Below are 26,559 nucleotides of genomic sequence, written 5' to 3' on the forward strand. Positions count from 1 at the left end.
TAAATATAGCATGGCTTATATCGCACGTATCATGTGAACGCCTAGGTGAAATATAAGCCGAGTTCTGTTTATGTAGCTATTTATCTGGAGTAAATGTTACCATTTACCGCATGCGATTTACCCGAGTAGATATGAGGAAAACATAAAATCCACTTCTATTTAATCTTGCTCCTAGTGTTGGTTACTCGACTACCAATATTGCCATTGCCATGGTGTGCTCTTACCACACCTTTTCACCCTTACCTAAAAATATTTTAGGCGGTAATTTTCTGTAGCCCTATAACTGGAGTTACCTCCGGCGGGCATTACCCGTCACTATTTTTCCTTGGAGCCCGGACTTTCCTCTGCTATGTTTATCACACAACAGCAGCTACTTATTTCACCTAGGAATTATACTTTAACATGAAAATCACAAAAGCAAAAGACAATTTCCTAACAGTCTACATATTAAAAACATTTAGACAAATAGCTAAAGGTGATATTCCGGCACATCATCACTATCCCAAGATAAGCTTTTTTCACTTTTAGACTCCGCTTCAGTTAGTCAAGAGCCTGGTCCACCGCTTGAAGACGATGAGCTACTTCTTGATCGACTACTACTTTCTACTGATATACTATTTAGCACTGTTTCAGATTGATATATAGTTCGCATTCTGTTACCAGTGGTAAAAATTTCTTCATCGCTACTTGAAGATGATCGCCTTCTATAACCCAAATCAGTTAGTTCTAATACAGGAGCAGCATTACGACCCTTAACATATCTATATGCTATGAATCCTATAATTCCAACAATACCTATTGCTCCAACCAAAGATCCCCCTATCATTCCTGCCTTATTAGACCCTATAGCAAGTTGAGTAGGTTGTGGTGAAGAAGTAGACTGAGGAAGTAAAGTCGTGGTGAATATAGGAGTTGTTGACTCTTTTGTTCTAGGCTCTGTGGACAAAATTTTAGAGAAGCCATACAAGAGCTCCAACAAAATTGAGAAAACCAATAAAAACCTCAGCAGTTTTATCAAATCTGGAAAAAATGCGCCTAAAATTTTTAATTTTACCAAAAAAACACTCAATCAAATGACGTTCTTTGTAGATATGCTCATCGTAATACCTTTGCACTTTTCGATTCCGTTTTGGCGGAATAACTACTGTACATCCCTTGTCTTCAAGACTTGTAACAAAGGCATTGCTATCGTAGCCCTTGTCAGCTACTACAGTAGAGTTATAGATACTTTCGGTCAACACTTGTGCCTGCGTAATTTCATTTCTTTGACCAGGAGTCAGAGTAAATTTAAGTGGATTTCCAAGTGCATCGACAAGCGCATGTATTTTAGTTGTAAAGCCACCTTTGCTCCTCCCTAAAGCTTCTTGATCCTTGGAGTTTTTTGTATATCCAGATGAACATGGATGGGCTCGAATGATCGTACCGTCGATTATAGCAACTTCTAAATCAGGCTCTTGTTTAGTATATTCAAGCAATTTTTTCCAGACATCTCTTTCACACCATCTTTTAAATCGCTTATGTATACTCCTGTAATTACCATAAGTTTTTGGTAAAAGTCTCCATTGGCAACCACTTCGCACTATGTACCACACTGCCTCTATGAATATTCTTAAACGTTTTTCATCTTTGCTGTGCATTCCTTTTACGCTTTTTATGAACTCTAAAATTTGTTTCCAATTTTCCTCTTTGATGTAATATTGCATATGGTAGTTTCTCCATTTTTTACCTATTAGGCTAAACTACCATCTTTTTCTCTCTTTTCATATTTTTTGTCCACAGAGCCTAGGGATTGTAAAGCTTCTAATATAAAAGCAACAACAAGAATCATTTATTAATTCTAAAACCACAGATCAGTCTACTATGCTGCCAAGGAAGGACATTTATCAGCTGTAGAGTTTCTCATAGAAAAAGGAGCAAGAATTGATATTAAAAATTCCAATAATAGATCACCATTGGAACTTGCAAATGATGGAGGACATGAAGAAGTTGAAAGTTTACTAAGAAATGAATTACTTCTTGATGCTGTCAAGAGAAAAGACCGCAGTGGAGTAGAAGCTCAACTTGATAAAGGGGCTAATGTTAATTATGTACGTCGAGAAGATGGCTGTGCACCATGCTGTCAGTTATAACCATGAAAATCTTGAGTTTGTGAAGTTCTTAATAGGGAAAGAAAAGGTGAAATTATTTAGCACCAAAGATTAAAAAAGATATAGTAAATGGGAGGCAGCCAAGAAATTTGAAATTAGTTGATTTGAGAGAAATACCGGTGTTGTGGAGTGAGCAGATGGAAAAATTGTAAGGAATGGCGTCTTAATTTACAAAAGTAACAGAAAGAGTACGTGCCAGAAGGAGCTGATACGAAGGGCCATTCCAAAAGATGTTGAGGAAGTCAAGATTGATGTAAAAAAGCAAATCAATGTTATAAAAGCTGACACTCAATTATGCAAAAATATCAATATAAATGACGAAGATTTTAGCATGCTAGATACGACAATGGCAGAAAATGTATCGAATTTTAGCTGCACATTTTAATAATAGATCTGGGGAAAAATTCTATAGAAATCGAAAAATGCAACGTACAATACTCTAAATCCCAGCATACAACTCGAGAAAGTAGTACATGTGGACTAATCTACAGCTTCCTTTGAACCTGAAAGCGTACTTGAAAATTCATAAGTGCTAAGTAAATTCTTTTTTAACCATCTAAATAAACTTCCTCCATCATTGCTGTGTAACAAGTCATATACGGAGCTATGATCCACTTACAAGTAGTGACTTATGTTGGTGAGATTCTATCTTTAACTCGTCCATACTACACCTTGGTAAGCTTGAATAGCATTTTGCCAAGATTTTATTACTATTAAACAGTGGTTCAAAATGATCATGTCCCTTATTTACTATATGTAAGACATTATTGTCATCATAATCTATCCTATTATACTCACCTGTACTTCTTGATCCTAAACTATCTATTAGTTGATGCAAGGATGGATCTTGTTGTTCATCAGTAGCATGTAATGGATTACTCTCTACAACATGCAATTTTACACCATACTTTCCGCAAAGTATTCTACCTTCAACCTCAGGATCACCCCATCTATTGTTATTTAGAATATTTTTTGCATAAAAATCTGGAGTTTCCCTACGCACCACGCCATTATTATCATGACTGTTAGTAATAGCATTTATGAACCATTCTGGTGGGTTATTTCGTGCAAACTCTTTACAATATTGTCGCAATTGCTCAACAGTAGCTTTTATCCCTAATTGTTGTTCTAGTTCTTGTCTAAACGAATCAAAAAAACAGTTTCCATCTTCAATTGCTTGTCCTAAATAGAAATTATCAGGTATGTTTGATTTTTGTTCTTTATCACCTTGTTTTTCTGCTTTTTCAATAACTCCTTTCTCTAAACCAAAAATCTTACTCCAGTTATATTTACCTTCTAACCCCAATTTTTTACTTTCCTTTTCTGCTGCTTTAGCTAAGTCTGTTTTAGAAATATCCCCTTTTTCTTCACAGAATCTAGATAAAGTTTTAAAGATTTCTACCAGGTGAGTTTTTATGTCAAAATTCTTCTCCTTTTTTACAATATTAGACTCAATATAGCGTAAATCCTGTAATAGTTGTTGCTTTTCATTTACAGTTTGAGCAGCTGAACTAACTGTTTCGGAATATTGACAAAGTTTTCCTGATCTAGTAAAGAAACCTCGTTCTATGGCTTGATCAACTGGTAACCCCCCTAGTAAGCAATTCTTACCTATTTTTTCGTTACAATTTTTTAATTCCTCCAGTAAATCTTGATCGTTCACCTCTACTCTTATTAGATCTTTATTTTGTGTATCAGGATATAACCTGACCTCTAGTTCCCCCTGAATGGTATAGAAAGTTAATACTATATCACCACCTTCTGTAAGATCTGTGTAATTCCTTACACCATCTTTTGTGATAATCTCTACTTCACTATTACCGATCTTTACTATATTTCTTCCACACTTTACATCTCCATGGGTTAGCCCTAAATCCCTTGTTCCATCTGTAATTTGTGCAACATCTATTGTACTGTCCTCTGAATATTCTAAGTAAAAAGTAGCGTTATCCATTTTTGCACGATTTAACTTGCCGTTGGTCGCATTTTTTGCGATTTTCAGGAATTTCTGAGTACAATTAACATACTTTTCATGAGCTTTTATCATATTAGCTTTGTGATCTTTAAATTCTAATTCCAGTTCGCCAATTACATCTATACTGTTTTTAGTATAGCACGCTGCTCCCCACGATACCAACTTACATACTATATCACTTGCAACTTTAGGATTCTTTTCTAATCTACTAATTTCTTTTATTACATAATCTGTAAAGTTGTACTTTTCACCTTGAGAAGATTTTTTAGCGAAATTTAACATTACTCCGAAATCTATAGCTCTATCTACAACTTTTTCCAGTTGATCCATACTTTCAACTTGAGATATGTCATTTAAAAATCCACCTAGCACTATCTGTTGGTTTGGGATACTCCATAAAGTCCTAGGTGGAAGCAAACACTTTTTCTTCTTATTGCACATATTTGCATCTTTTTTAGGATCAGTTGCTCCTGCCTTTAGAAGTAAATCCACTGCTTCTTTGCAAGTAGCTCTAGCATAACTAAGTACTTTTGACATACCTACTCTATCCTGAACAATGAAAATCATTTTGAGATCCTGACTATTCTTATGTTTATCCAGAAACTTGCCTAAATTTTCAATAGCCTGACGATTAAAAACTTCACCTATAACATGAGGTTTTTTATAATCTTCAGGCGAGAGTATACCTAAAAGTATATCATACAGCTCTTTACTCAACTTTTTCTGATTGTCAGTTAAGAAGCATTCTAAAATGTGGCAGTTATTATTATCAATAGCAGTTTGTAATGGGGTTTTTCGTTTATTGTCCCGTATGTTAGGATCAGCTTTTCCCTCCAAGAGTAGATTTATAGTGAGATACCTATAGTTACTATCAGCAGCATAATGTAAAGGTGTTTTCCCTTCATTGCTTTCTATATTAGGATCAGCCCCTGCTTGTAGAAGTAAATTGACTAAAGTAGGACCGCTCTGATCATCATTGAGTCTTGAAGCAGCATGCAATAACGTTAATCCTGACTCTCCCCTTTTAAGGTTAAGAACAACTTTTAAATCTTGATCGTCCTTGTTATTTTTTAAAAAATTTTCAAGTTTTTTAGTATCGTACTCATGAAGATAAGAACCTATACCCTTAAGAGTTTTTAGTAATTCTTTATTTAACTTTTTTTGATTCTCGTTCAAATTTGTTGTATGAGCAAGCCATATACACACCAGCTCCTCAAATGAACATTGACCATCAACTAGAGATCTACCTCCATTTAATTCAGATGGAACCCATAAATATTTTTTAATTAACTCGTACTCTTCATCCAATAGTTTGTCTGTTTCTGACCACTCTTGTCCAGGACTTAATTTCTCTTCTAGCTTTTTGCTCGCTTGTTTACTTTGCCCGTTGATAGCTTCAGCAATAACCATATTTTCCTCCTAGCTTGATATATTATGTACAATATATAATATGAGTCAAGCTGATTTTAATATAATATTTTTATTATTTTGCAATTTTTGAGTTTTTGTAGTAAGTTCAGGTGTTTACATAAACTTTCTTTTAACCTAATAAAGATGCCTGATAGGATAGTAAACTTGCAACCTTGATTCAGAGTGTTAAGCAATCAACATAGCAGAATTTATAGTCTCTTTCCTTCCACATCAACTTCAACTTGACACTTCTATAAAATTCTCCGACATTGATTTTGAACTTACTACACGGATTTTTTTGCCTGCCCATCTGTAATCCACTACTCAATAAAGCCGATCTGGTTACAAAATGAAGTAGTCAATATAACACTATCAACCAATTCTAACTATAAACCTTGTATCTTGAAAAAAGCATCTAATGTTTTAAGCTTAAGCATTAGTTGGAGAAGGGAGGAACTCTGATATAAACCTTAGATATAAAATCTGTTTTGCAGATAAGAGCTCCCTCTCAAAAGTATAGGCTGGACGGCGTCTTAGAAAGACCTAAATGGTTCTAATTCTGTATTAACAAGGTTAGCCTTACTTTTCATTTTTAATGGTAACGTATGGGGTTATATATGATCAACAACTTTCTTGGCATAGATGTATCAAAAGATCGCTTTGATGTTTTTCTCTCATTTATAAGTAAAAAAGGAAAACGTGAAACTAGGAAAAGGAGCTTTAAGAACGATGATCATGGGTTTCAAGGTTTACTGAGCTTTCTACAAAAACATAATGTAGAACAAGTAAAAGCCTGCATGGAAGCTACCGGTTGTTATAGTGAAGCTTTGGCTGAATTTCTACACAATACTGGACATTTTGTTAGTGTTGTAAATCCTTATTGCATAAAATCCTACGCAAGAAGTAAGCTTACACGGCAAAAAAATGATCAGACTGATGCAGAAATTATTGCTGATTGTTGCCAAAGACAGGAACCTACTCGTTGGACACCACCTTCTCCTGAACTGAAAAAATTAAAACATCTTTATCGTTGCTCGGTTGCGTTAAAAGATGAATTGATATTAGTAAATAACCACTTAGAAAAAAAAGAGAGACTGCCCAAAGAAGTTGCAAATGCTTGGGAAGACCTTGCAATGAATATAGCTCAAAAAATAGAAACAATAAAAAACTCCGTACGTGAACTATTAAAGCAACACAAAGAGTTGTTGGAAAATTTTCAACTTCTACTGACTATTCCAGGAATAGGAGAGGAATCAGCAGTAGCTATTTTAGCTGAGGTTCCTGACATAGAAGTTTTTAGAAATGCCAGACAATTGGCAGCATATGCAGGAGTTATACCGAGAAATATAACATCAGGTTCATCTGTATATGCCAAACCCAGATTAAGTAAATCCGGTTCACAACCATTACGTAAGGCACTTTTCTTTCCTGCCATAGTAGCTAAGAATCACAATCCTATTATTATGAGCTTTTGCCAGAGATTAAAGAAAAAGGGTAAGCATAATATGGCCATAGTTGGGTCTGCAATGCGTAAGTTACTTCATATTGTTTTTGGTATTTTAAGATCAAAAAAGGCTTTTGATCCTGACCATATCAAAAACTACAGGGCCAGGAGGTTAACTGAAGGTTTAGTACTTTAAAATCAAAAAATGCTTCCTTTCTATCTTATGTAAAATGGCATCTTACACAAATTCATTGAATGTAATTGGTATGTTGATAAGTAAATTAGTTTTATATATACAAGACAGCAGAAATTTACTTATCAACATAACTATAATCTGTATCCGCTATACAGGATGTGAGTTGGAAGTATTTTTTAGTTTTACAATACAGCCTAGGCTCTGTGGACAAAAAATATGAAAAGAGAGAAAAAGATGGTAGTTTAGCCTAATAGGTAAAAAATGGAGAAACTACCATATGCAATATTACATCAAAGAGGAAAATTGGAAACAAATTTTAGAGTTCATAAAAAGCGTAAAAGGAATGCACAGCAAAGATGAAAAACGTTTAAGAATATTCATAGAGGCAGTGTGGTACATAGTGCGAAGTGGTTGCCAATGGAGACTTTTACCAAAAACTTATGGTAATTACAGGAGTATACATAAGCGATTTAAAAGATGGTGTGAAAGAGATGTCTGGAAAAAATTGCTTGAATATACTAAACAAGAGCCTGATTTAGAAGTTGCTATAATCGACGGTACGATCATCCGAGCCCATCCATGTTCATCTGGATATACAAAAAACTCCAAGGATCAAGAAGCTTTAGGGAGGAGCAAAGGTGGCTTTACAACTAAAATACATGCACTTGTCGATGCACTTGGAAATCCACTTAAATTTACTCTGACTCCTGGTCAAAGAAATGAAATTACGCAGGCACAAGTGTTGACCGAAAGTATCTATAACTCTACTGTAGTAGCTGACAAGGGCTACGATAGCAATGCCTTTGTTACAAGTCTTGAAGACAAGGGATGTACAGTAGTTATTCCGCCAAAACGGAATCGAAAAGTGCAAAGGTATTACGATGAGCATATCTACAAAGAACGTCATTTGATTGAGTGTTTTTTTGGTAAAATTAAAAATTTTAGGCGCATTTTTTCCAGATTTGATAAAACTGCTGAGGTTTTTATTGGTTTTCTCAATTTTGTTGGAGCTCTTGTATGGCTTCTCTAAAATTTTGTCCACAGAGCCTAGGCTCTGTGGACAAAAAATATGAAAAGAGAGAAAAAGATGGTAGTTTAGCCTAATAGGTAAAAAATGGAGAAACTACCATATGCAATATTACATCAAAGAGGAAAATTGGAAACAAATTTTAGAGTTCATAAAAAGCGTAAAAGGAATGCACAGCAAAGATGAAAAACGTTTAAGAATATTCATAGAGGCAGTGTGGTACATAGTGCGAAGTGGTTGCCAATGGAGACTTTTACCAAAAACTTATGGTAATTACAGGAGTATACATAAGCGATTTAAAAGATGGTGTGAAAGAGATGTCTGGAAAAAATTGCTTGAATATACTAAACAAGAGCCTGATTTAGAAGTTGCTATAATCGACGGTACGATCATTCGAGCCCATCCATGTTCATCTGGATATACAAAAAACTCCAAGGATCAAGAAGCTTTAGGGAGGAGCAAAGGTGGCTTTACAACTAAAATACATGCGCTTGTCGATGCACTTGGAAATCCACTTAAATTTACTCTGACTCCTGGTCAAAGAAATGAAATTACGCAGGCACAAGTGTTGACCGAAAGTATCTATAACTCTACTGTAGTAGCTGACAAGGGCTACGATAGCAATGCCTTTGTTACAAGTCTTGAAGACAAGGGATGTACAGTAGTTATTCCGCCAAAACGGAATCGAAAAGTGCAAAGGTATTACGATGAGCATATCTACAAAGAACGTCATTTGATTGAGTGTTTTTTTGGTAAAATTAAAAATTTTAGGCGCATTTTTTCCAGATTTGATAAAACTGCTGAGGTTTTTATTGGTTTTCTCAATTTTGTTGGAGCTCTTGTATGGCTTCTCTAAAATTTTGTCCACAGAGCCTAGGCAATGAGACAATTTTTATAATTTTTTTGTTGACTGACAAGACGGCGTCTGCTATTTATGACAGACAATTAAACTCTCAATAATCCCTTTTATCTATAAGGAAAGTCGTCCACAGTGTCAATTCCTAAGTTATCTTTTATGCGTAGAACATTACTAACTGCTATAAGGGTATTTGGGACATTTTGTGCTGGTGCTGGCGCTTGATCATTAAATACGGCATACGAGAAAACCATTTTATCTCCATCAGTAATGCGATCAAACCCTCTACTCTGCAGATAACCCTCCACCTGTTCATCTGCTTCTTCTTCTCTATTTTGTACGTCTGCTTCAGTGGCAGCAAACTTTAGCTCTGTTCCAATCGGATGAGTACCTCCCATCCTTCCTATAGCTCGTGACAATACTAAGTCTAACTTTCCTCCTCCTCCAACCTGAAATTCACTAACTACCCTAGCAGGATTATCGCAAGTGTAAAATAATCCATGCAATGCAGCATGAAACCCAGCTTCTCTAGCATTATCTCTGTTCACTACCCATGCTAATGATTGGAGTCCTGCATTATTTGGCTGGGGTGGATTTAGCACGTTGGAAATTGCTTGGTAAAACCGTTCATGACTGTCTGGATCTTCATTTTCCCAGCCAGTATTCATCATTACATTTGCAGCGCGATGCACATTACTAACGCCACCTATTCGTAAAAGCTCACCTTGAAAAGGCTGATTACCTCTATCAAGCAGGTAGTCAGCAGGCGAGTCAAATGTTTCTACATTAACAGTTAAACCAAGATTATCATTTACTCCTCTTGTCCTTCTATTTATGGTCAAATTACACACCACTTCATGTACCATAGCATTCGGCCAACGCGATAGATCCAATCCATTGTCCGGAAAAAGTTGATTAGCCAATACGTGGCGAACATGAAATACGATCACCTCCTCCTTCTGGTCTCTACCTCGTGATACATGCAAAACCATAGTCAAAGCACGATCTCCAATATTTACTTGTGTATTGTATCTTTGCTCATCTAACATTTTTGCATTACCGTCATAGTGAAACAAGTGCTTATCTACTATTGCACGATTTCCTTCTATTGGCACAGTTCCTTTTGCAAATGCAATACTTGCGAAAGCAAATCCACTTGTATAGAGAAATATTCTTCTATCTCTAGCGTTAACACCACCCCTATTCCTAATACCTGGTACAGCAGGTACACCAAAGGCTGGATGGAGTAGATAATCCCTAACATTTTCTCCAATCTCCTCATCCTCTACAGGTTCAAATAATCTTTCCATTAAAGAAGAACCTTTTGCTAAAAAAGCCCTCACACCAAGCTGTAAACGTCCTGGGTTACCAAAATCGAAATTCACTCCAGCGCAGACAGCTCTTGGTGATAATGTTGGAATAGATATGGATGAAACGGGACATCCATTAACATAATTTCCAGCCTGCTCTAATGCACGGCCAGCATTCCTATCTGCTCTTCTGCCTGCCTTAAGTTCAGTTACACAGGGAACAGAATTAATTAACCTCTGTGTACCACGTACAATAGAAGTAATATCTGCATATCCACCACCTACAAACAGCTCAAGGTAAATATTGGCTACATTGCGATATCTAAAATGCATCAAAACACCGGAAACAAAACCATGATAGTCAGACTCTCTACCATAGAAGTCCAATGCCTGACTATATCTATCGTAGACACCAATAATATGCTGAAACACTTCCTCAGTAGTGTCGTGTACATCATCTGCATCATCACTTTCTAGCTGATTCATCAAATCCGGTAAATAATTATTTTGCAGCCCAGGTGTTCTGGTAATCTCTTGAAAACTATGTCTACGAGTTAAATAAGATGCATGATTTCCAGTAAACGGCCCTTGTCCTGCCTGAAATATCCTACATCTTACTGCTTCCTCTTCTTCATCTTCACCTTGATTATCCGCCCATATAAATGTTTTATACTCTTGCCATTCAAGCTCTTCATCTCGCAGGATACCTTCCAGCTGCTCCCTTTCCTGCTGGCTAAACCTAGAACCGTAGCTATTCTCTCTGTCAGCAATAGTATAGCACCTTACAACTCTTCTGTTATTTCCATCAGTTGTTAGAATTGCAACCTTTAGATTTCCCCTTCCAGGACTACCTGGATCATTATCAAAACGAAAGAAGATTCTTTCATCATTGTTTGCAACACCAGAATCATGTGCAGTAGCAAACATGCCAAAAAAGAACGCAGGAAAAAAGTGATCTTTGCCAACTGAATGCAGAAAAGATGGACATGAATCCAAGAAATATTCAAACTTTTCCGTGAATTCTCCACAATTTCCATTTATTAAACTTCTAACTAACCCATGCATAAAATACTCCTACTTATTGCGACCAGAAAAACTACTAACTTCAGTGCTTCCTAGTGTAGACTGTGGGTCACCAGCTCCACCAAAATCACCTCTTCCGTTAGGCACGGATACCGTATCTAATTCAGCAAACAACTTTTCTGCTAATTTACCATAGTCTATATTTTTTCTCATACCATCCCTACCAACCATTTTTAGGTTATCAACAACAGATTTTTTAAAATACATAAAACTTTCAACTGCACAAAACTCTTTGGCAAACTGTAGTACCTTTAACACCTCTTCCTTTTTTGTACAACCAAGTTGCCAATCGACAATCAATCCTGCAAGCGCACGCTTAATCGGAACCCTTCCATTAGAAAAAAATACCGCAGCTTTTTCCTCACGCCCCTCATGATTATTGAAATTACCACACTTTATAAGGTTCATTATAGCTTCCCTAGCTTGAATAGTTGACTCAGAATTTTCGAGCATCATGTCCGAAAGTGAGGAGAGAAGAAGAGTATAACTCCTAGGCTCTGTGGACAAAATTTTAGAGAAGCCATACAAGAGCTCCAACAAAATTGAGAAAACCAATAAAAACCTCAGCAGTTTTATCAAATCTGGAAAAAATGCGCCTAAAATTTTTAATTTTACCAAAAAAACACTCAATCAAATGACGTTCTTTGTAGATATGCTCATCGTAATACCTTTGCACTTTTCGATTCCGTTTTGGCGGAATAACTACTGTACATCCCTTGTCTTCAAGACTTGTAACAAAGGCATTGCTATCGTAGCCCTTGTCAGCTACTACAGTAGAGTTATAGATACTTTCGGTCAACACTTGTGCCTGCGTAATTTCATTTCTTTGACCAGGAGTCAGAGTAAATTTAAGTGGATTTCCAAGTGCATCGACAAGCGCATGTATTTTAGTTGTAAAGCCACCTTTGCTCCTCCCTAAAGCTTCTTGATCCTTGGAGTTTTTTGTATATCCAGATGAACATGGATGGGCTCGAATGATCGTACCGTCGATTATAGCAACTTCTAAATCAGGCTCTTGTTTAGTATATTCAAGCAATTTTTTCCAGACATCTCTTTCACACCATCTTTTAAATCGCTTATGTATACTCCTGTAATTACCATAAGTTTTTGGTAAAAGTCTCCATTGGCAACCACTTCGCACTATGTACCACACTGCCTCTATGAATATTCTTAAACGTTTTTCATCTTTGCTGTGCATTCCTTTTACGCTTTTTATGAACTCTAAAATTTGTTTCCAATTTTCCTCTTTGATGTAATATTGCATATGGTAGTTTCTCCATTTTTTACCTATTAGGCTAAACTACCATCTTTTTCTCTCTTTTCATATTTTTTGTCCACAGAGCCTAGGAAGAGAGATATTTATCAGTAACGTATATGAGGACATGGTGTTATTTCCCTTTAAGATGAATGTGTTTTCAAATCAAGGGTATATTGACCTTAACTTCCATATAAATTATGCGATATGTAAAGATAGGTGCATCCCTAAAAATGCTGAGATAAAAATCAAACAGCCACTGAAGAATTTTATAGATTCTGATGTCAATGAACTTATAAATGAGTGGTATGAAAAATAGGGTTCTCATGGGGTAGGTGTCATTCCAGTGCGTGACACTGGAATCTCATTTACTTTTTTGTTCACTATGTGAGGAACTTGGGCCTACAAGTATATAAACATAATGGTTTCGCATAAAAAATTTAGATCCCAGTGTCACGCACTAACTGTACGAACATTGAGATATAAGAGTAATTTGTACCAAGAAAAAAGATGTCATCCCAGTGCCCAGACACTGGGATCCAGATTGGACACTAAGTTGGTGAGTATAAAAGTAGCTAACCTTATGTTAAAACACAATATTTTTGGTGAGGGGTTGCATTAAAAGCTGGATTCCAGACTGGAATGACATCGTCTTAACATTGTACCATATTACAATGTTCGTACAGTTATGTGTCAGCTACTTGGATGACAAGAAAAGGTTTCTAGAATGACGGAAACGAAGTCATACATAGAAAATAGGTTGGGTATTTTCAACTTTTGTATGTATACTTAAGTCAAAACACTCACTTTTAGTATGTAAATGGATATAGTAAAGTTTGTTTTATTACTGCCAACAATATTACTCATGCTAGTTGCTGGTGTTTACCTATCGATTAAACTAAAATGGCTACAGGTATTTAGATTACCATACGCCCTTTCACTCCTTGGAGCTAAAAAAGGAGAAAATAAATTTTCTTCTATAGCCGCTCTGTTTACAATTTTAGGGGGAAATTTAGGAGTAGGAAATATTTCAGGAACTGCTGTTGCTCTAAAAACCGGAGGACCGGGCTCTATTTTATGGATGGCAATAATTATTGTTATCACTTCTGTGATAAAATATGTCACTTGTTATCTAAGTATAAAAACCAGAAAGGAAAAGAACGAACGGTTTATAGGTGGCCCTGTAGCCTACATGACTGATGCGTTTAACTCTAGGAAGGCCACAATTGTCTTTCTAGTTATCATGATGATGGTTTCAATAACAGTTGGTAACCTTGTTCAGGTAAATTCTCTATCAATACCACTTAATATGATAGATGTGCCTGTAGTTGTTGGTGGCATTGTAATGGCCATAATATTTTTTGTTGTTGCAGCTCTCAGCTTAAAAAAAATTAAAATTTTTATATCGGCTATGATACCGATAATGACGGTAAGTTACCTCACACTTTGCGGTATCATATTATTTAAATTTAGTGAAAATATTCTTCCTTCTCTAAAACTAATAACAAGCAGTTTTTTTACAACCAGTAGCTTTAACTCTGGTTTATCTCTAGGTTTGATTCTAGAAATGTTGACTATTATTCAAGTCGGAACTTTGCGAGGTATTTTTGCAACAGATATAGGGCTTGGCCTTGAAGGAATCGTACATTCTTCAATTGTTCCTAAGAAAAATAATAATAAATTTATTATTGAGCAGAGTCTAATTACGATAATATCGCCTTTTATAGTTGCGTTTATAGTGTTTATTACAACAATGGTACTGCTTGTCACAGATTCTTGGGTCACTGATTTAGAGAGCACTAACATGTGCATATTTGCTTTTAGAAAGGCAATGAATTGGCCTTATATTGACTATTTAATTATGGCCATAATGTTTTGTTTTGCTTTTACTACTATTTTTACTTGGTTTTTTTGCTCAAAACAGACAATACGCTATGTGTCTATGGATAATAAATACACTAAAATCTGGATTGTAATTTTTACCATGATCATTCCGCTTGGTGCGATAGGTAAAGTCCGGTTGCTATGGGATGTTGCTGATATCTCGATTGCTGCTTTGTTGTTTATCAACATACTCGCTATACTCAAGCTAACCTCTCAAGATCCAGAAGTGTTTACTATGAGTAGCAGATATTTGAAGTTGCAAAAACAGAGCTATAGCTAAAGCAATTTAGGCTATGCAGCTGTTGTGATATAAGAGTGATTTCCGCCAAGAAGGATGTCATCCCAGTGCCCAGACACTGGGATCCAGGAATCTTGATTGGCACTAAGTTAGTGAGCATAAAAATAGCTAATCTTATGTTAAAACACAACATTTTTGATGGGGTTCGTGAAAGGCTGGATTCCAGACTGGAATGACAACTTAAATCGTTTGATGTTACCATAAAATAGCTTGTGTCATCACATTAGTAACACAACCTTCCTTAATAAAAATTCAACCAATGCTTGTGATAATTATATTAGCTAGTATTAGCTAGAACTAAAGGCAGAGGGTTATTAGTGAGGGATATATGGGCACTAACGATACACAACAAGAACACATTTATAATGAGCGCATTCAAGAAATTTTTCCTTTATTTGATAAAATAAAAAAGGAAGACGACCCAATTTATAATGCTAGAGTTGATTTTAACACAGTAAAGTTTTTAACAAAACACGCCAACTGGAATTGGGACGAAGAAGAAAACAAAGATAAAGCATATGGAGTTATTCTTCAGAAATGCGACAAGACAAAGAAAGCTGGACAAGAGCTTGAAAGTGAAGTTAAAGAAAGGTTGAAAGAGTATGTTGATGATGTTGCAGGAGTTTCAATATACGGTAATCACGCAAGTATTACGCTGGAAGATAACAAAAAAGAGTTTAAAATTAGCGAATTTTTAAATAGTGATTTTTGTGAGAAGAATGAAATCTCGGGATTTTCAACATTGCATAGTGATGGAAAGAGCGGAATGCATGGTTTTGTTGCCAAGGAAGAAGGGAAAAAAATAAGACATTATGTCGTAACTGATGGTTCATATGAAATGACTTTAAAGTGGTATGCGGAGGGGAAGGAATGTAAGATCAAAATTAAGATTGATGCTAACGGTGTAGACCTTGTTAAAGGTGATGATTTTTCTCTAGAACGGTTAGAAGTAAACAGAGATGTAAAAATAGGTGGTTTATTCTTGCATGAAATACAATTCAGGGAGAAAGGACAAGGAAAAGCGAATGAGATGCAACATAATAAAGACAGTAACGAGCTATCATCTGAAACTACGACAAGAATTGATGTTAATAGAGGTGTTAGCGTTCAAGCTACTGATATAACTCAAAAAAAAGAAGACCACCATTCACATTTTGGACTACAATCTAACAGCAGAAGGCAGTCTTACGATAACGGAATTGGAAAAGATTTTGACGATAAAATTAATTCTCAGGAGGCTAAAGAAAAGCGTGAGCTTAGACAAGCAGCACGAGAAGCAAATTCGGGAGGTCAAGTTTATAACCTACAATCGCTTTTTGAGGAGAATCCTCAGAACAAAAAAACTCCTCCGCCACTTCCACCTAGAACTAGTTCACTACCACCTGAAAAAGGTGTTTTCGATGAGCAAGGGGGAGCCAAATCTGGAAGCCAAAAACCAGATGACTTGCGCGAAAATGAGCAAACACCTAATAATCAGCAAAAAGGTGCAACTTCTGATTCTTCAGATAGTTCTACTTTCACCAAGTCTGTAAGCCACAATCAAGATAATAGGCAAGAAGATGAACGGTATGACAATCCTACATTTGGACATGCTGTACCTGGAAGCCAAAAACCAGATAGAAGTGAGCAAACACCTAATGATCAGCAACAACCTAAAACCCAGCAACAAGAAGGAAATAGCAAAGGCGATCTGTTACAAGACATCAGAAATTTCAAGAAAAACAACTTACGGCACATTGATGTTGATGATAGAAAAGCATCAATTGCAGGAAGTAGAAAAAATAACCCATCACCGTTAGAGACATTAAAGGACAAAATTCCTTATTCATCTTCTCCAGATAACAGTGATAACCAAGATGCTAGTGATGCTAAGTGGAAAGAAAGTGAACAGCCGCTCTCTGCTACAGCACTCAATAATAAAAGTGACTCGGGCTATTCATCTCCAACTCATGCCAATCATGAACAATCTCAAGTAAATCCTGAACAGTTAAAGAAGAGCTTAGAGAACATTGAACAAAGTGATCAAACTCCACCTGAAAATCTTCTTAAAGAAATCAGAGATAGATCACAGCAGGATAATAGAGGATTAAGGCAAGTTGATCCTACTGATAAACTGTCACAAGATAAAGAAGATGGATTGCAAAAAGACGATTTAGCAGATGTAAAAATAGTGGAAGGTCCAACTGTTAGTGTCTCTGCTTCAACACCAAATAGTATAAGTGATTCAGGCTATATATCTCCAACTAATAGTGATAGTAAATCTCAAACAGATTTAAAACAGGTAGGAAGGAAATTAGAAGAACATATTAGACAAAGTAATCTAACTCTATTTGAAGAACTTAAAAATACATTAGGTCAAGAAAATCTCGGGTTAAAACCAGCTGATCAGAGTCAGATTAGCGAAGAAACTAAAAAACGCTTGAGAGAAGTTGGGTTGCTCAAAGACAGCTCAACAGACATAAAAACAAACGATTCGGGCTATTCATCTCCAACTCATGCCAATCATGAACAATCTCAAGTAAATCCTGAGCAGTTAAAGAAGAGCTTAGAAAACATTGAACCAAAAGAAATCGGAGATACGAGTGAGTTAAAAGAAGCATTGGATAAAGGGTTAAGAGAACCGGCACAACAGGCTACTAAAGAAAATATTCCTAAAGATTCATTCTCAGAAAACGTTTTAGAAAAGATAGGAGAAGGTAAACAATATGACCCTATACGTAAGTGGTTAGAAAAAACAGTGGCAGAACGAGAAAATGCTGACACTAATCCAACCGTAGATAAAAATAGCGAACTATATAAATTACTAGAGAAAGATGAAGCACAACTGAAAGCTGGAGTAATAGAAGAAGAAAGAGGAGATACTTTAACAGAACACACTGATGGTTATGATCGCAATAGAATTGCATTAGCTAACAGAAATAAAAGACCACTAGATTGGGCTAAACAGGTTGCTGAGTCACAACAAAAAAAAGATACTAATAAAGGTATTTCAATATAAATTGAAGTTAAAATAATTGCTTAGCAAACAATAGGTTTCATGTAATGGTAACCCTATAACGGAAGAGTAGGAGCCGCGTAAGAACAATACGAACACTCCAGCTAGGCCTTGTATATTGCATCCCCCCGCCCTATTTTTCCACTCTTCTGATGCTAAATAATACTTAATTTCTTGTTCACTGAGACGTTTAAATTTCACTATTGTAACCACAGTCCTGATATGTTGTTTAGATTGATCGGGAGTTAATAGACATACACTGGTGTATACTCTATGCCTTCTTCCTGATAACAAGCGGATACATTTTTCTGCTTGCTCAACGTTTTCAGCTTTGAGCAATATCCTTCTACCACAAGCAACAACTGTATCAACACCAAGCACAAAATAATTTGGATTTGAGCTTTGTATTTTCTCCGCTTTACTTTTTGCCATACGGATTGAGTAATCCTTCGGAAGTTCCTTTTTTAAAGGGGCTTCATCTATATCTGCTGGCAAAATTAAACCTGGCTCAATGTTTATTTGTTTTAGTAAAGCTATACGCCTTTTCGATGATGAAGCAAGAATAAGATTATTTAGAGATCGTTCTGTCACTTGTACCTTTAAGCCTTCTAATGATCCTACCCTTTCTCGCATTCCTATCGTAAATGCTCATCTCAACTAACACCCTATCCCCTATAATGATGCGTATTTTACTTCTTCTCACTTTCCCTGATACATGACAGATAATCTCATGTTCATTGTCCAGTTTCACTCTAAATTCTGCTGCAGGTAGTAAAGCAGTTACTGTCCCTTCCACTTCAAAAATTGTTTTCGATTTCTCGTCTTTTATCATATGTTATATTATAATTTAATAATCTTTTTTAGTCTACTATAGATTTTAAATTATTATCAACACAAAAGACCTTTTGCGCCCCACTTAAGTTGCAACTTAACCCCAACCATCTTCACAATGATACCCTACCTACGTTTCTACTCTCTGCCACCTTCTCAATAGAACTTATAGGACTTATGTTGAAAGATAAATCATTATCACAATTTTCTTCATCGCTATCAAGTCCACTATCAACGCTTAAAGATCTGAGTAATGTTGTCTTCTCTCTCAGTGGAACATAAGACTCATTATCAACGCTTGAAGATTTTGATAACCCGCTCTTCTTTTGTGGAGCATTACCAGACTCATTAGAAATTTCTCCCGTTAATTGATTGTTGAAGCTCCTTTGTTCATCAGCACGAATTTTTTCTTCCAGTCCATCAAGCATTCCTACCAATTCATCACCCCATTCATTTTCTTCTTCTAATAATTGTTTACACTTTTCTTTCTCACGCTCTAGGCTCTGTGGACAAAAAATATGAAAAGAGAGAAAAAGATGGTAGTTTAGCCTAATAGGTAAAAAATGGAGAAACTACCATATGCAATATTACATCAAAGAGGAAAATTGGAAACAAATTTTAGAGTTCATAAAAAGCGTAAAAGGAATGCACAGCAAAGATGAAAAACGTTTAAGAATATTCATAGAGGCAGTGTGGTACATAGTGCGAAGTGGTTGCCAATGGAGACTTTTACCAAAAACTTATGGTAATTACAGGAGTATACATAAGCGATTTAAAAGATGGTGTGAAAGAGATGTCTGGAAAAAATTGCTTGAATATACTAAACAAGAGCCTGATTTAGAAGTTGCTATAATCGACGGTACGATCATCCGAGCCCATCCATGTTCATCTGGATATACAAAAAACTCCAAGGATCAAGAAGCTTTAGGGAGGAGCAAAGGTGGCTTTACAACTAAAATACATGCGCTTGTCGATGCACTTGGAAATCCACTTAAATTTACTCTGACTCCTGGTCAAAGAAATGAAATTACGCAGGCACAAGTGTTGACCGAAAGTATCTATAACTCTACTGTAGTAGCTGACAAGGGCTACGATAGCAATGCCTTTGTTACAAGTCTTGAAGACAAGGGATGTACAGTAGTTATTCCGCCAAAACGGAATCGAAAAGTGCAAAGGTATTACGATGAGCATATCTACAAAGAACGTCATTTGATTGAGTGTTTTTTTGGTAAAATTAAAAATTTTAGGCGCATTTTTTCCAGATTTGATAAAACTGCTGAGGTTTTTATTGGTTTTCTCAATTTTGTTGGAGCTCTTGTATGGCTTCTCTAAAATTTTGTCCACAGAGCCTAGGTCCAGAGTGCAACGTATGAGAAATTACCGAGCTATAGATACTGATTTGCAAAGGTTAGAACCAAAGAAAGTTATATTTTTTTATTGACAGACCTATATATTACGATATTCACTAAGGGATTAGTGAGTAATGGTTATACAATATGAATGGTGGGGTATCAGGCAAGGAAAAAGTTATACGCACTGCTTTCAATTTTAAGGACCTTTGCAGCGAGTGGCGTCAAACTCTTGAAAGTAATGCACAAACTCCTCTACAGCACTCCGATGATTCTTGTACAAGTGATAACAGTAATAATCATAGTCAAGTGCTTTTCACTACGTACCGTTCTAATCAACAGTATAACCCTTCCAACTATGATTCGTCGAGCGAAATAGATGAACACGATATAGAAACTCAAAAGATTGAAGAAGGTGATGGCCATAATTCAGGTATTAGTTCCGATGATGAGGATGACCGGACAACTTATACAGCAGTACAATTAACTAATGATTCTCTTGATAGCCAAAGATATACAGGAATATATATTCCAACAACAACTGATGGTTGGGTAGGTGAAAATAATCATCAGACTGGTTTATCAGGTAATTTGCCAGACGGAAGTAATAATCCACAAATTTTTGAAAGTACTGATTCAGTAGAGCACAATTCTACCTGCAATGATCATGTAATTTGTGATTCAGGTCACAATTCTGACGATGAGGATCAGATTCCAGAGGACTTTCTTTCAAGGACACAAGTACGATCGATTGAAATTGATCAGTTTGAACTGTTGTACGAAAAGGAGAAAATAGAAGCACAAAATAATCAAAAATATACAGAAAATGTATGTAATCCAACAAATGGTGGTTTGTTAGGTGAAAGTGATAATCAACAGATTTCTGAAGATACAGAAATAACTTCTGATTGTAATCCAGATGATTCAGATCCAAAAGGGAACGAGGGCTATGGTTCAGATGGTTCTTGTGAAAGTAAAGAAAATTTGACAAAGGGCGCTGACGGTAGTAATCAGACTTTTGAAGGTGAACAGAAAAGCTCAGAATTTTCGAAAGTTGACAATTGGTCAGATAGTGATGGGAACTCAGAAGATAGTTCGGACTGTGGTGATGATGATGTTGGTCATTATGATACAGATTGTGGTAAACGCTACAGTCATCTGAGTTTTCATGATGAAAACACAAACATAATAAAAGAAGATTCTTTTTCTTTAGCCCAAATAGAACTGAATAAAGCAGAAGAGGAAAAGTATGAAAGTATTTGGCAAGAAATGGATAAAATCCTTAGTGATTCAGATGAAGCTGGTGAATGTGAAGAAGATGATATTGGGGAGTTGAAAGGGAGACTTGATGAAGTTATAAGCCAAGCACTGGAACAAGGAATTATGTTCACTTTTCCATATAAAGACGGCGAGTCCTTTGTAGACCATATAATTAATACAATACAAGCACTATATTGGGTCGATTCTACTGAGAATTTTAGACTTCTAGAGGAGAAAAAGATATTACAAGTAATATCGGAGGGTGCAACTTTAAATAAATTTACTAAAGAGAATCACGATAATTATGTAAATTGTATTTACAGAGAAAAAGAGATTTTAAGTCAAAGGAATAAAAATATTTTAGGACTTAATAATTTAGCATATGAAAGTATTGTAAACAAAAGCAAGCAGACTCAAAATGTATTAGGAGTAGACAAGGATAATGGATATTTTTGTGTAGAATACTCGCAAGATAGTATTGTTGAAGTTGCAGAAATCCTAAACAATGAAAAAGCCAAAGACTTAAATTTAAGAGTTGGCATTCTCAAAATTGGAGAAAGTATAGTAAGAGTTGAAAATGTAGAAGAAATAGGGGGAAAAAGAAATTACATGGATGTCTCAAAAGGTGGTATTGAAATGTCTTTTACCACTGAGGTAGGAGAGATAAGTATTTATCTAAGTCCTAGTGAGAAAGACAGCAATAAAATAAAAGTGGAGATTGATGGGGAAAACAGAGCAAGGCTTAATGAGTTAAAAGATAAGGGAAAAAGTTTAGGGGAAAACTGTCTTTTAGGAGGAAAAAGTGTTGAGGAAGCTGTAGAGCATAAAAGTTTTGAAAGATATGGCAGTGTACCTAACACTGCTATGAAGGAACCTAGCTTAGGTTGCGTTGCTAACATAGCAAAGGCGGGATGAACTTGCAGAGATAAAATGATGGGCCAAATTGGCGGTATTTTGCTCTTGTCATGTACTTCAAAATTGCAAAGTTTGCACTAGATAGAACTTAATTGACAGACAAGAATCAACTGACAGAAAAATTTACATAGTCAAACAACCACAAAATAAACTAGTGAATTTTTTGAAAAGTATATAAAATTCAAGTTTAAGTAAATAGCATGGCACTTAGACTCATTCCAGATAACCTCAATATCAAGTTTAGTAAATATAGGGATTTGACTGCACTCGTTAGCATTATTCTTATCATCTTTTCAATGCTCACTGTTGTGCTGCGTGGAGTGAACTTAGGCATAGACTTTGCAGGCGGAATTTTGATAGAGATAAAATCTTCAGATGAGAATCACTCTATTCTCGATGCATTAAAAGAAAATGGTTTTACAGTGCAGAGTTCAAAAGCGGGTGATAATTTAGTCATGCGTTTTAAAGATGAGGGAGACGAAAATAAAATCAAAAAGATAAAAAGCATACTAGAAGAAAAGCTGGGGAGCTCAATAAGCTATCGTAAAATAGACTATGTTGGCCCACAAATAAGCTCAACACAAATATTTGAAGGAATGTTATCCATGTTGATTGCAATTGTTGGAATATTTTTTTACGTTTGGTTTAGATTTAATTGGCAATGTGGATTCAGTGGAATAACAGCACTGATTCATGACGTGATTTTAACTATTGGTTTTATTAGCCTAACTGGCATTGAGTTTAATATTTCATCAGTTGCAGCTCTCCTCACTGTCATTGGTTATTCAATCAATAACTCAGTAATTATATACGATCGGATTCGAGAGTATTGCAAGAGTGGTAAAAGTGGGCGGATGAGTGAGATAGTGGATGCAAGTATCAACGCTACATTATTTCGCACTATATTAACCTCGGGTACAACCCTTCTTGCTGCTCTTCCTTTGGCATTAATCTGCACAGATGCAGTGAAAGACTTCAGCTTGATCATTTTTTTTGGTATTTTGATTGGCACTTGTTCTGCAATATTTATTTCTGCTCCTATATTGACCTACAGAGCTTTAGATCATAGGAATATTTAGTCGCGGTATAATATCAACTTATTATCTCTTATAGTGAAATGAAAATACCTTAAAAAGCTCATTCCAAGTAGTGAATGAGACATAGAATGAGTGTTAACGCTTGCCTGTACATCATTAATCAAAAAATTTCCTATTTTAACTTGAGGTATTTGAACCACTCCAGCTTTTATTTGACCTTTCGCAGTTTCATATATTTTAAAATCCTGAACGTTTTGTAAGTTAATACCAGCATGTAATGCGTCTTTTTGTGATAGAACAATATCGGTTGCTCCAGTATCAAGCAAAAACGTTATATTGCTATCATTGACTTGAGCCTGAATATAAAAGTGTCCATCGTATGATTTCGTAAATTCGATACTTCCACTATTTTGAATTCTTCCTTTATATGGTAAAAAAGTACTGAGAAATCTGTCGCTTAGTTTGTCCCTTTGTGAATCAATAAGCATTGAAGTGGCGGCTATTATTAGTAACCAAATAACTAGATTTTTCACCGCGTTCATATTGTTAAAATTTGAAGCTATTAAAATAAATTTTAAAGATTAGCGTTAAAAGTTATTATTAAAAATAAGTAAATTTCATTGTTTTAGTACAATATTTAGTATACACTTTAAGAAGATATGTTTGATTTAATTTCATGTCAGAAGCAAAAAGTTTAATTTTGGCAGCTATCCTTTCCATGTTAATCATGGTGTCTTGGCGTATTATTTATGATAATTTTTTTAGTACAAACCAAAACCAGCCATTGATTGAAAATATTGAACATATCGAATCTTTTAACGACCTTGCTCCTATAATATACCAAAATCGTTCTGAAATTATTAATTCTACTCGAGAACAGAGGGTTAGTTTAACCAATAACATGATTAAAGGATCAATTGCTCTGAAAGGTGCAAGGTTTGATGACTTAATTTTAACTAATTACCACTTAGAACCGAGTTCTTCTTCTCCACAAGTGGTGTTACTGTCACCTGCAGAATCAAAAGATGTATATTTCGCAGAATTTGGGTGGCTCGATCCGAATAACAAGATTAAAGTTCCAGATTCTAAGGCAGTTTGGCAAGCAGAGAAACTCAATCAAAAAGAGGTCAATTTACTCTGGGATAATGAGAATGGCATTTTGTTTAGAATGAAAATTAGCCTCGACGATAACTACATGTTTAAGGTTGAGCAAATTATTGAAAACAATACAAAAGATAATGTAGTTTTGGTTCCTTATGGTAAAATCAACCGTAAACGTGACAATATCAACGAATCTTATTGGATATCCCATGAAGGAGTACTGGGTGCATTTGATAATAAACTAGAGGAGTGGACATATAAGGATATTTCCAAAAAACATTTAATAAAAGCAAGTACAAGTGAAAAAAATTGGTTTGGTTTTGCTGATAAATACTGGCTCACAGCCATCATACCTGAAAAATCTGATAAAATAAATGTAAGCATTAAACATACTAACGCTAATGATATTGATAAATTTCAAGTAGATTTTGTTAAGTCTTATAAGAGTATACTTCCTGGTGCAAGCACTTCTAATGTGAATTATTTTTTTGCTGGAGCAAAAAAGTTGAATTTACTGGATTCTTATAAGGATACTCTCAATATACCTTTATTTGATAAAGCTGTAGATTTTGGTGTTCTTTATTTTATAACCAAGCCAGTGTTTTTACTGCTTGAATATTTTAACTTCGTTTTAAAGAATTTTGGCTTAGCAATATTGTTGCTCACTTTAGTAATCAAACTTTTGATGCTTCCCTTATCTAATAGATCATATATTTCGATGTTCAAGGTGAAAAGCCTGCAGCCTGAATTAACTCGTATAAAAGAGTTGTATAAAAATGACAGCTTAAAGCAGCACAAAGAGACAATTGCGTTGTTCAAGAGAAACAACGTAAACCCAATGTCGAGCATTTTTCCCATGCTAATACAAATACCGGTATTTTTTGCTCTATATAAAGTATTATTTGTTACTATAGAGATGAGGCATGCTCCTTTTTTTTTATGGATTAAGGATCTTTCAGCTCCTGACCCAACGAACATCTTTACATTATTTGGGTTGTTTAATTATAACTTTCCTATTTCTATAGGCATTTTGCCTATAATTTTTGGTATTACTATGATAATTCAGCAGAAGCTAAGTGAGAAAGATCAAACCAATAAAGATGATATTCAAGTAAATGTTATGAAGTTTTTACCTTACATTTCTGTATTTATTTTTTCTTCTTTTCCTGCCGGCCTGGTAATATATTGGATATTTAGTAATATTATAACTTTAATTCAACAGTCATTAATAAAGTTGTTTTTAACAAAAAAAGTGGTAGTAAATGTCGAAAATACTAATAGTTAATTCGGTTTATTATGCTGAAATAGCAAACCTTTTACTTGAAGGTGCAGTTGATAGATTAAAAGAAAGTCATGTAAGCTATGACATAATTGAAGTTCCTGGTGCATTCGAGATACCAGCTACAATTCTTTTTGCGATCAAAAGTAAAAATGCTAATTACGACGGTTATTTAGCTCTTGGGTGCGTGATTCGCGGTGAAACTGATCATTATAAATACGTTTGTAAAGGAGTAATCGAAGGCTTAAATGAAGTTATTATGCATTATGCAATGCCCCTTGGTATGGGCGTAATTACCGCTGACAGCAAAGATAAAGCACTAATTAGAGCTGACAAAAACAAAAAGAACGTTGGTGGCCATGCAGCCTCAACTGTTTTGCATATGATAGATTTATACAACAAATTAAAGTAATGGAGGAAAAACCGGTAGATAAAAAGTGGCGTATAAAAAGAAGCACGGCAAGGTTTCTTGCCGTACAAATTGCTTATTCAAATATTTTTGTAGGTTACAACAAAAGCACTTTTAAATTGGAAAATTGTGAGCTTAAGGACTACATAAGTAAGTTGAAAGATATATTTGAATGTGAAGAATTTGAACATCAGTTCTTAGAAAATTTGTTATATAAGGTTATAAAAAGCAGTGAAGAATATGATAAAATAATAGAGTCTTACTTACACCCAAGCTGGTCCCTCTCACGGTTAAATCTTATAAGCTTATCTATCTTGCGCGTTGCAATATGTGAGTTAGCTAATTGTGATACGCCAGTTCCAGTTGTTATCAATGAGTATACTAACATTGCATCTGATTTGCTTGATAAACCAAGCGAAATTGGTTTTATTAATGGGTTATTAGATAAAGCAAAAGATGCAGTTAAATTAAATAAAAATCCTTAGGCTCTGTGGACAA

General features: G+C 35.3%; 21 protein-coding genes, 1 other RNA gene and 2 pseudogenes. 13 read left to right on the forward strand and 11 right to left on the reverse strand.

Translation table 11 applies throughout. The features are described from left to right. Nucleotides 1-37 precede the first annotated feature (37 nt). From rnpB to OPR60_RS03040, 3 genes are all read right to left on the reverse strand, one after another. Nucleotides 38-387, reverse strand: an RNA gene (gene rnpB, locus OPR60_RS03030) — RNase P RNA component class A. A 157-nt stretch (nt 388-544) separates the two neighbouring features. Continuing rightward, nucleotides 545-946 (reverse strand): hypothetical protein, encoded by a 402-nt coding sequence (locus OPR60_RS03035; protein ID WP_265040012.1) that lies wholly within the window; start codon nt 944-946, stop codon nt 545-547. 4 nt (nt 947-950) lie between these two features. Beyond that, the gene (locus OPR60_RS03040) at nt 951-1,703 is read right to left on the reverse strand and encodes an IS5 family transposase (protein ID WP_265039632.1); all 753 of its coding nucleotides are present in this window, start codon (nt 1,701-1,703) and stop codon (nt 951-953) included. Between the two features lie 165 nt (nt 1,704-1,868). Between OPR60_RS03040 and OPR60_RS03045 the strand changes: the two are divergent. Both OPR60_RS03045 and OPR60_RS03050 read left to right on the forward strand, forming a co-directional pair. Next, nucleotides 1,869-2,129, forward strand: a pseudogene (locus OPR60_RS03045) (hypothetical protein); the annotation flags it as partial. A 50-nt stretch (nt 2,130-2,179) separates the two neighbouring features. Beyond that, nucleotides 2,180-2,299 (forward strand): annotated as a pseudogene (locus OPR60_RS03050) (zinc ribbon domain-containing protein); the annotation flags it as partial. A gap of 452 nt (nt 2,300-2,751) precedes the next feature. Here the strand turns inward: OPR60_RS03050 and OPR60_RS03055 are convergent. Beyond that, nucleotides 2,752-5,532 carry an ankyrin repeat domain-containing protein gene (locus OPR60_RS03055; RefSeq protein ID WP_264377396.1) on the reverse strand — a complete coding sequence of 927 codons (2,781 nt, stop codon included), beginning with the start codon at nt 5,530-5,532 and terminating at the stop codon, nt 2,752-2,754. A 617-nt stretch (nt 5,533-6,149) separates the two neighbouring features. Here OPR60_RS03055 and OPR60_RS03060 point away from each other — a divergent pair. From OPR60_RS03060 to OPR60_RS03070, 3 genes are all read left to right on the forward strand, one after another. Further along, nucleotides 6,150-7,172: an IS110 family RNA-guided transposase gene (locus OPR60_RS03060; RefSeq protein ID WP_265039631.1), complete on the forward strand. Its 1,023-nt coding sequence runs from the start codon at nt 6,150-6,152 to the stop codon at nt 7,170-7,172. A 277-nt stretch (nt 7,173-7,449) separates the two neighbouring features. After that, nucleotides 7,450-8,202: an IS5 family transposase gene (locus OPR60_RS03065; protein WP_265039632.1), complete on the forward strand. Its 753-nt coding sequence runs from the start codon at nt 7,450-7,452 to the stop codon at nt 8,200-8,202. Between the two features lie 100 nt (nt 8,203-8,302). Further along, nucleotides 8,303-9,055: an IS5 family transposase gene (locus OPR60_RS03070; protein ID WP_265039632.1), complete on the forward strand. Its 753-nt coding sequence runs from the start codon at nt 8,303-8,305 to the stop codon at nt 9,053-9,055. Between the two features lie 110 nt (nt 9,056-9,165). On the opposite strand, the gene OPR60_RS03075 is transcribed toward OPR60_RS03070, so the two are convergent. Genes OPR60_RS03075 through OPR60_RS03085 form a run of 3 tightly spaced genes read right to left on the reverse strand, consistent with a single transcriptional unit; the run spans nt 9,166 to nt 12,712 of the window. After that, nucleotides 9,166-11,430, reverse strand: coding sequence for a hypothetical protein (locus OPR60_RS03075; RefSeq protein ID WP_191111445.1), 2,265 nt, complete (start codon nt 11,428-11,430; stop codon nt 9,166-9,168). A 9-nt stretch (nt 11,431-11,439) separates the two neighbouring features. After that, nucleotides 11,440-11,955: a hypothetical protein gene (locus OPR60_RS03080; protein WP_265039633.1), complete on the reverse strand. Its 516-nt coding sequence runs from the start codon at nt 11,953-11,955 to the stop codon at nt 11,440-11,442. A gap of 4 nt (nt 11,956-11,959) precedes the next feature. Then, nucleotides 11,960-12,712: an IS5 family transposase gene (locus tag OPR60_RS03085; RefSeq protein ID WP_265039632.1), complete on the reverse strand. Its 753-nt coding sequence runs from the start codon at nt 12,710-12,712 to the stop codon at nt 11,960-11,962. Nucleotides 12,713-13,523: 811 nt separating this feature from the next. Between OPR60_RS03085 and OPR60_RS03090 the strand changes: the two genes are divergently transcribed. Beyond that, complete coding sequence (locus tag OPR60_RS03090) at nt 13,524-14,867, forward strand: alanine:cation symporter family protein (RefSeq protein ID WP_065094755.1); 1,344 nt, start codon at nt 13,524-13,526, stop codon at nt 14,865-14,867. A gap of 346 nt (nt 14,868-15,213) precedes the next feature. Continuing rightward, nucleotides 15,214-17,883, forward strand: a complete 2,670-nt coding sequence (locus OPR60_RS03095; RefSeq protein WP_265040013.1) for a hypothetical protein — start codon at nt 15,214-15,216, stop codon at nt 17,881-17,883. On the opposite strand, the gene OPR60_RS03100 is transcribed toward OPR60_RS03095, so the two are convergent. The 3 genes from OPR60_RS03100 to OPR60_RS03110 form a co-directional block, all read right to left on the reverse strand. Next, nucleotides 17,875-18,471 carry a Maf family nucleotide pyrophosphatase gene (locus OPR60_RS03100; RefSeq protein WP_007550161.1) on the reverse strand — a complete coding sequence of 199 codons (597 nt, stop codon included), beginning with the start codon at nt 18,469-18,471 and terminating at the stop codon, nt 17,875-17,877. The genes OPR60_RS03095 and OPR60_RS03100 overlap by 9 nt on opposite strands. Next, on the reverse strand, nt 18,449-18,712 hold the full coding sequence (infA, locus tag OPR60_RS03105; RefSeq protein WP_265040014.1) for a translation initiation factor IF-1: 264 nt from the start codon (nt 18,710-18,712) through the stop codon (nt 18,449-18,451). The genes OPR60_RS03100 and infA overlap by 23 nt, the downstream gene beginning before the upstream one ends. Before the next feature lie 112 nt (nt 18,713-18,824). Next, nucleotides 18,825-19,139 (reverse strand): hypothetical protein, encoded by a 315-nt coding sequence (locus OPR60_RS03110; RefSeq protein WP_265040016.1) that lies wholly within the window; start codon nt 19,137-19,139, stop codon nt 18,825-18,827. A gap of 151 nt (nt 19,140-19,290) precedes the next feature. On the opposite strand from OPR60_RS03110, the gene OPR60_RS03115 reads away from it, so the two are divergent. The 3 genes from OPR60_RS03115 to secF all read left to right on the forward strand — a co-directional run bounded on the left by OPR60_RS03115 (nt 19,291) and on the right by secF (nt 23,314). Continuing rightward, nucleotides 19,291-20,043, forward strand: coding sequence for an IS5 family transposase (locus OPR60_RS03115; RefSeq protein ID WP_265039632.1), 753 nt, complete (start codon nt 19,291-19,293; stop codon nt 20,041-20,043). 164 nt (nt 20,044-20,207) lie between these two features. Beyond that, nucleotides 20,208-22,235, forward strand: a complete 2,028-nt coding sequence (locus OPR60_RS03120) for a hypothetical protein (protein ID WP_265040017.1) — start codon at nt 20,208-20,210, stop codon at nt 22,233-22,235. 200 nt (nt 22,236-22,435) lie between these two features. After that, nucleotides 22,436-23,314, forward strand: coding sequence for a protein translocase subunit SecF (gene secF / locus OPR60_RS03125; RefSeq protein WP_065094711.1), 879 nt, complete (start codon nt 22,436-22,438; stop codon nt 23,312-23,314). Here secF and OPR60_RS03130 read toward each other — a convergent pair. Beyond that, on the reverse strand, nt 23,311-23,814 hold the full coding sequence (locus OPR60_RS03130; protein WP_065094710.1) for a TIGR02281 family clan AA aspartic protease: 504 nt from the start codon (nt 23,812-23,814) through the stop codon (nt 23,311-23,313). The genes secF and OPR60_RS03130 overlap by 4 nt on opposite strands. A 134-nt stretch (nt 23,815-23,948) precedes the next feature. On the opposite strand from OPR60_RS03130, the gene yidC reads away from it, so the two are divergent. From yidC to nusB, 3 genes are read left to right on the forward strand one after another with little or no spacing between them, the layout of a single operon-like run. Then, nucleotides 23,949-25,658 carry a membrane protein insertase YidC gene (gene yidC / locus OPR60_RS03135; RefSeq protein WP_265040019.1) on the forward strand — a complete coding sequence of 570 codons (1,710 nt, stop codon included), beginning with the start codon at nt 23,949-23,951 and terminating at the stop codon, nt 25,656-25,658. Next, nucleotides 25,636-26,064: a 6,7-dimethyl-8-ribityllumazine synthase gene (locus OPR60_RS03140; protein WP_265040021.1), complete on the forward strand. Its 429-nt coding sequence runs from the start codon at nt 25,636-25,638 to the stop codon at nt 26,062-26,064. The genes yidC and OPR60_RS03140 overlap by 23 nt, the downstream gene beginning before the upstream one ends. After that, nucleotides 26,064-26,546, forward strand: coding sequence for a transcription antitermination factor NusB (gene nusB / locus OPR60_RS03145; protein ID WP_265040023.1), 483 nt, complete (start codon nt 26,064-26,066; stop codon nt 26,544-26,546). The genes OPR60_RS03140 and nusB overlap by 1 nt, the downstream gene beginning before the upstream one ends. Nucleotides 26,547-26,559 lie beyond the last annotated feature (13 nt).

Origin of the sequence: Wolbachia endosymbiont (group A) of Trypoxylon clavicerum (assembly GCF_947251665.1) — a bacterium.
GTDB lineage: Bacteria > Pseudomonadota > Alphaproteobacteria > Rickettsiales > Anaplasmataceae > Wolbachia > Wolbachia pipientis.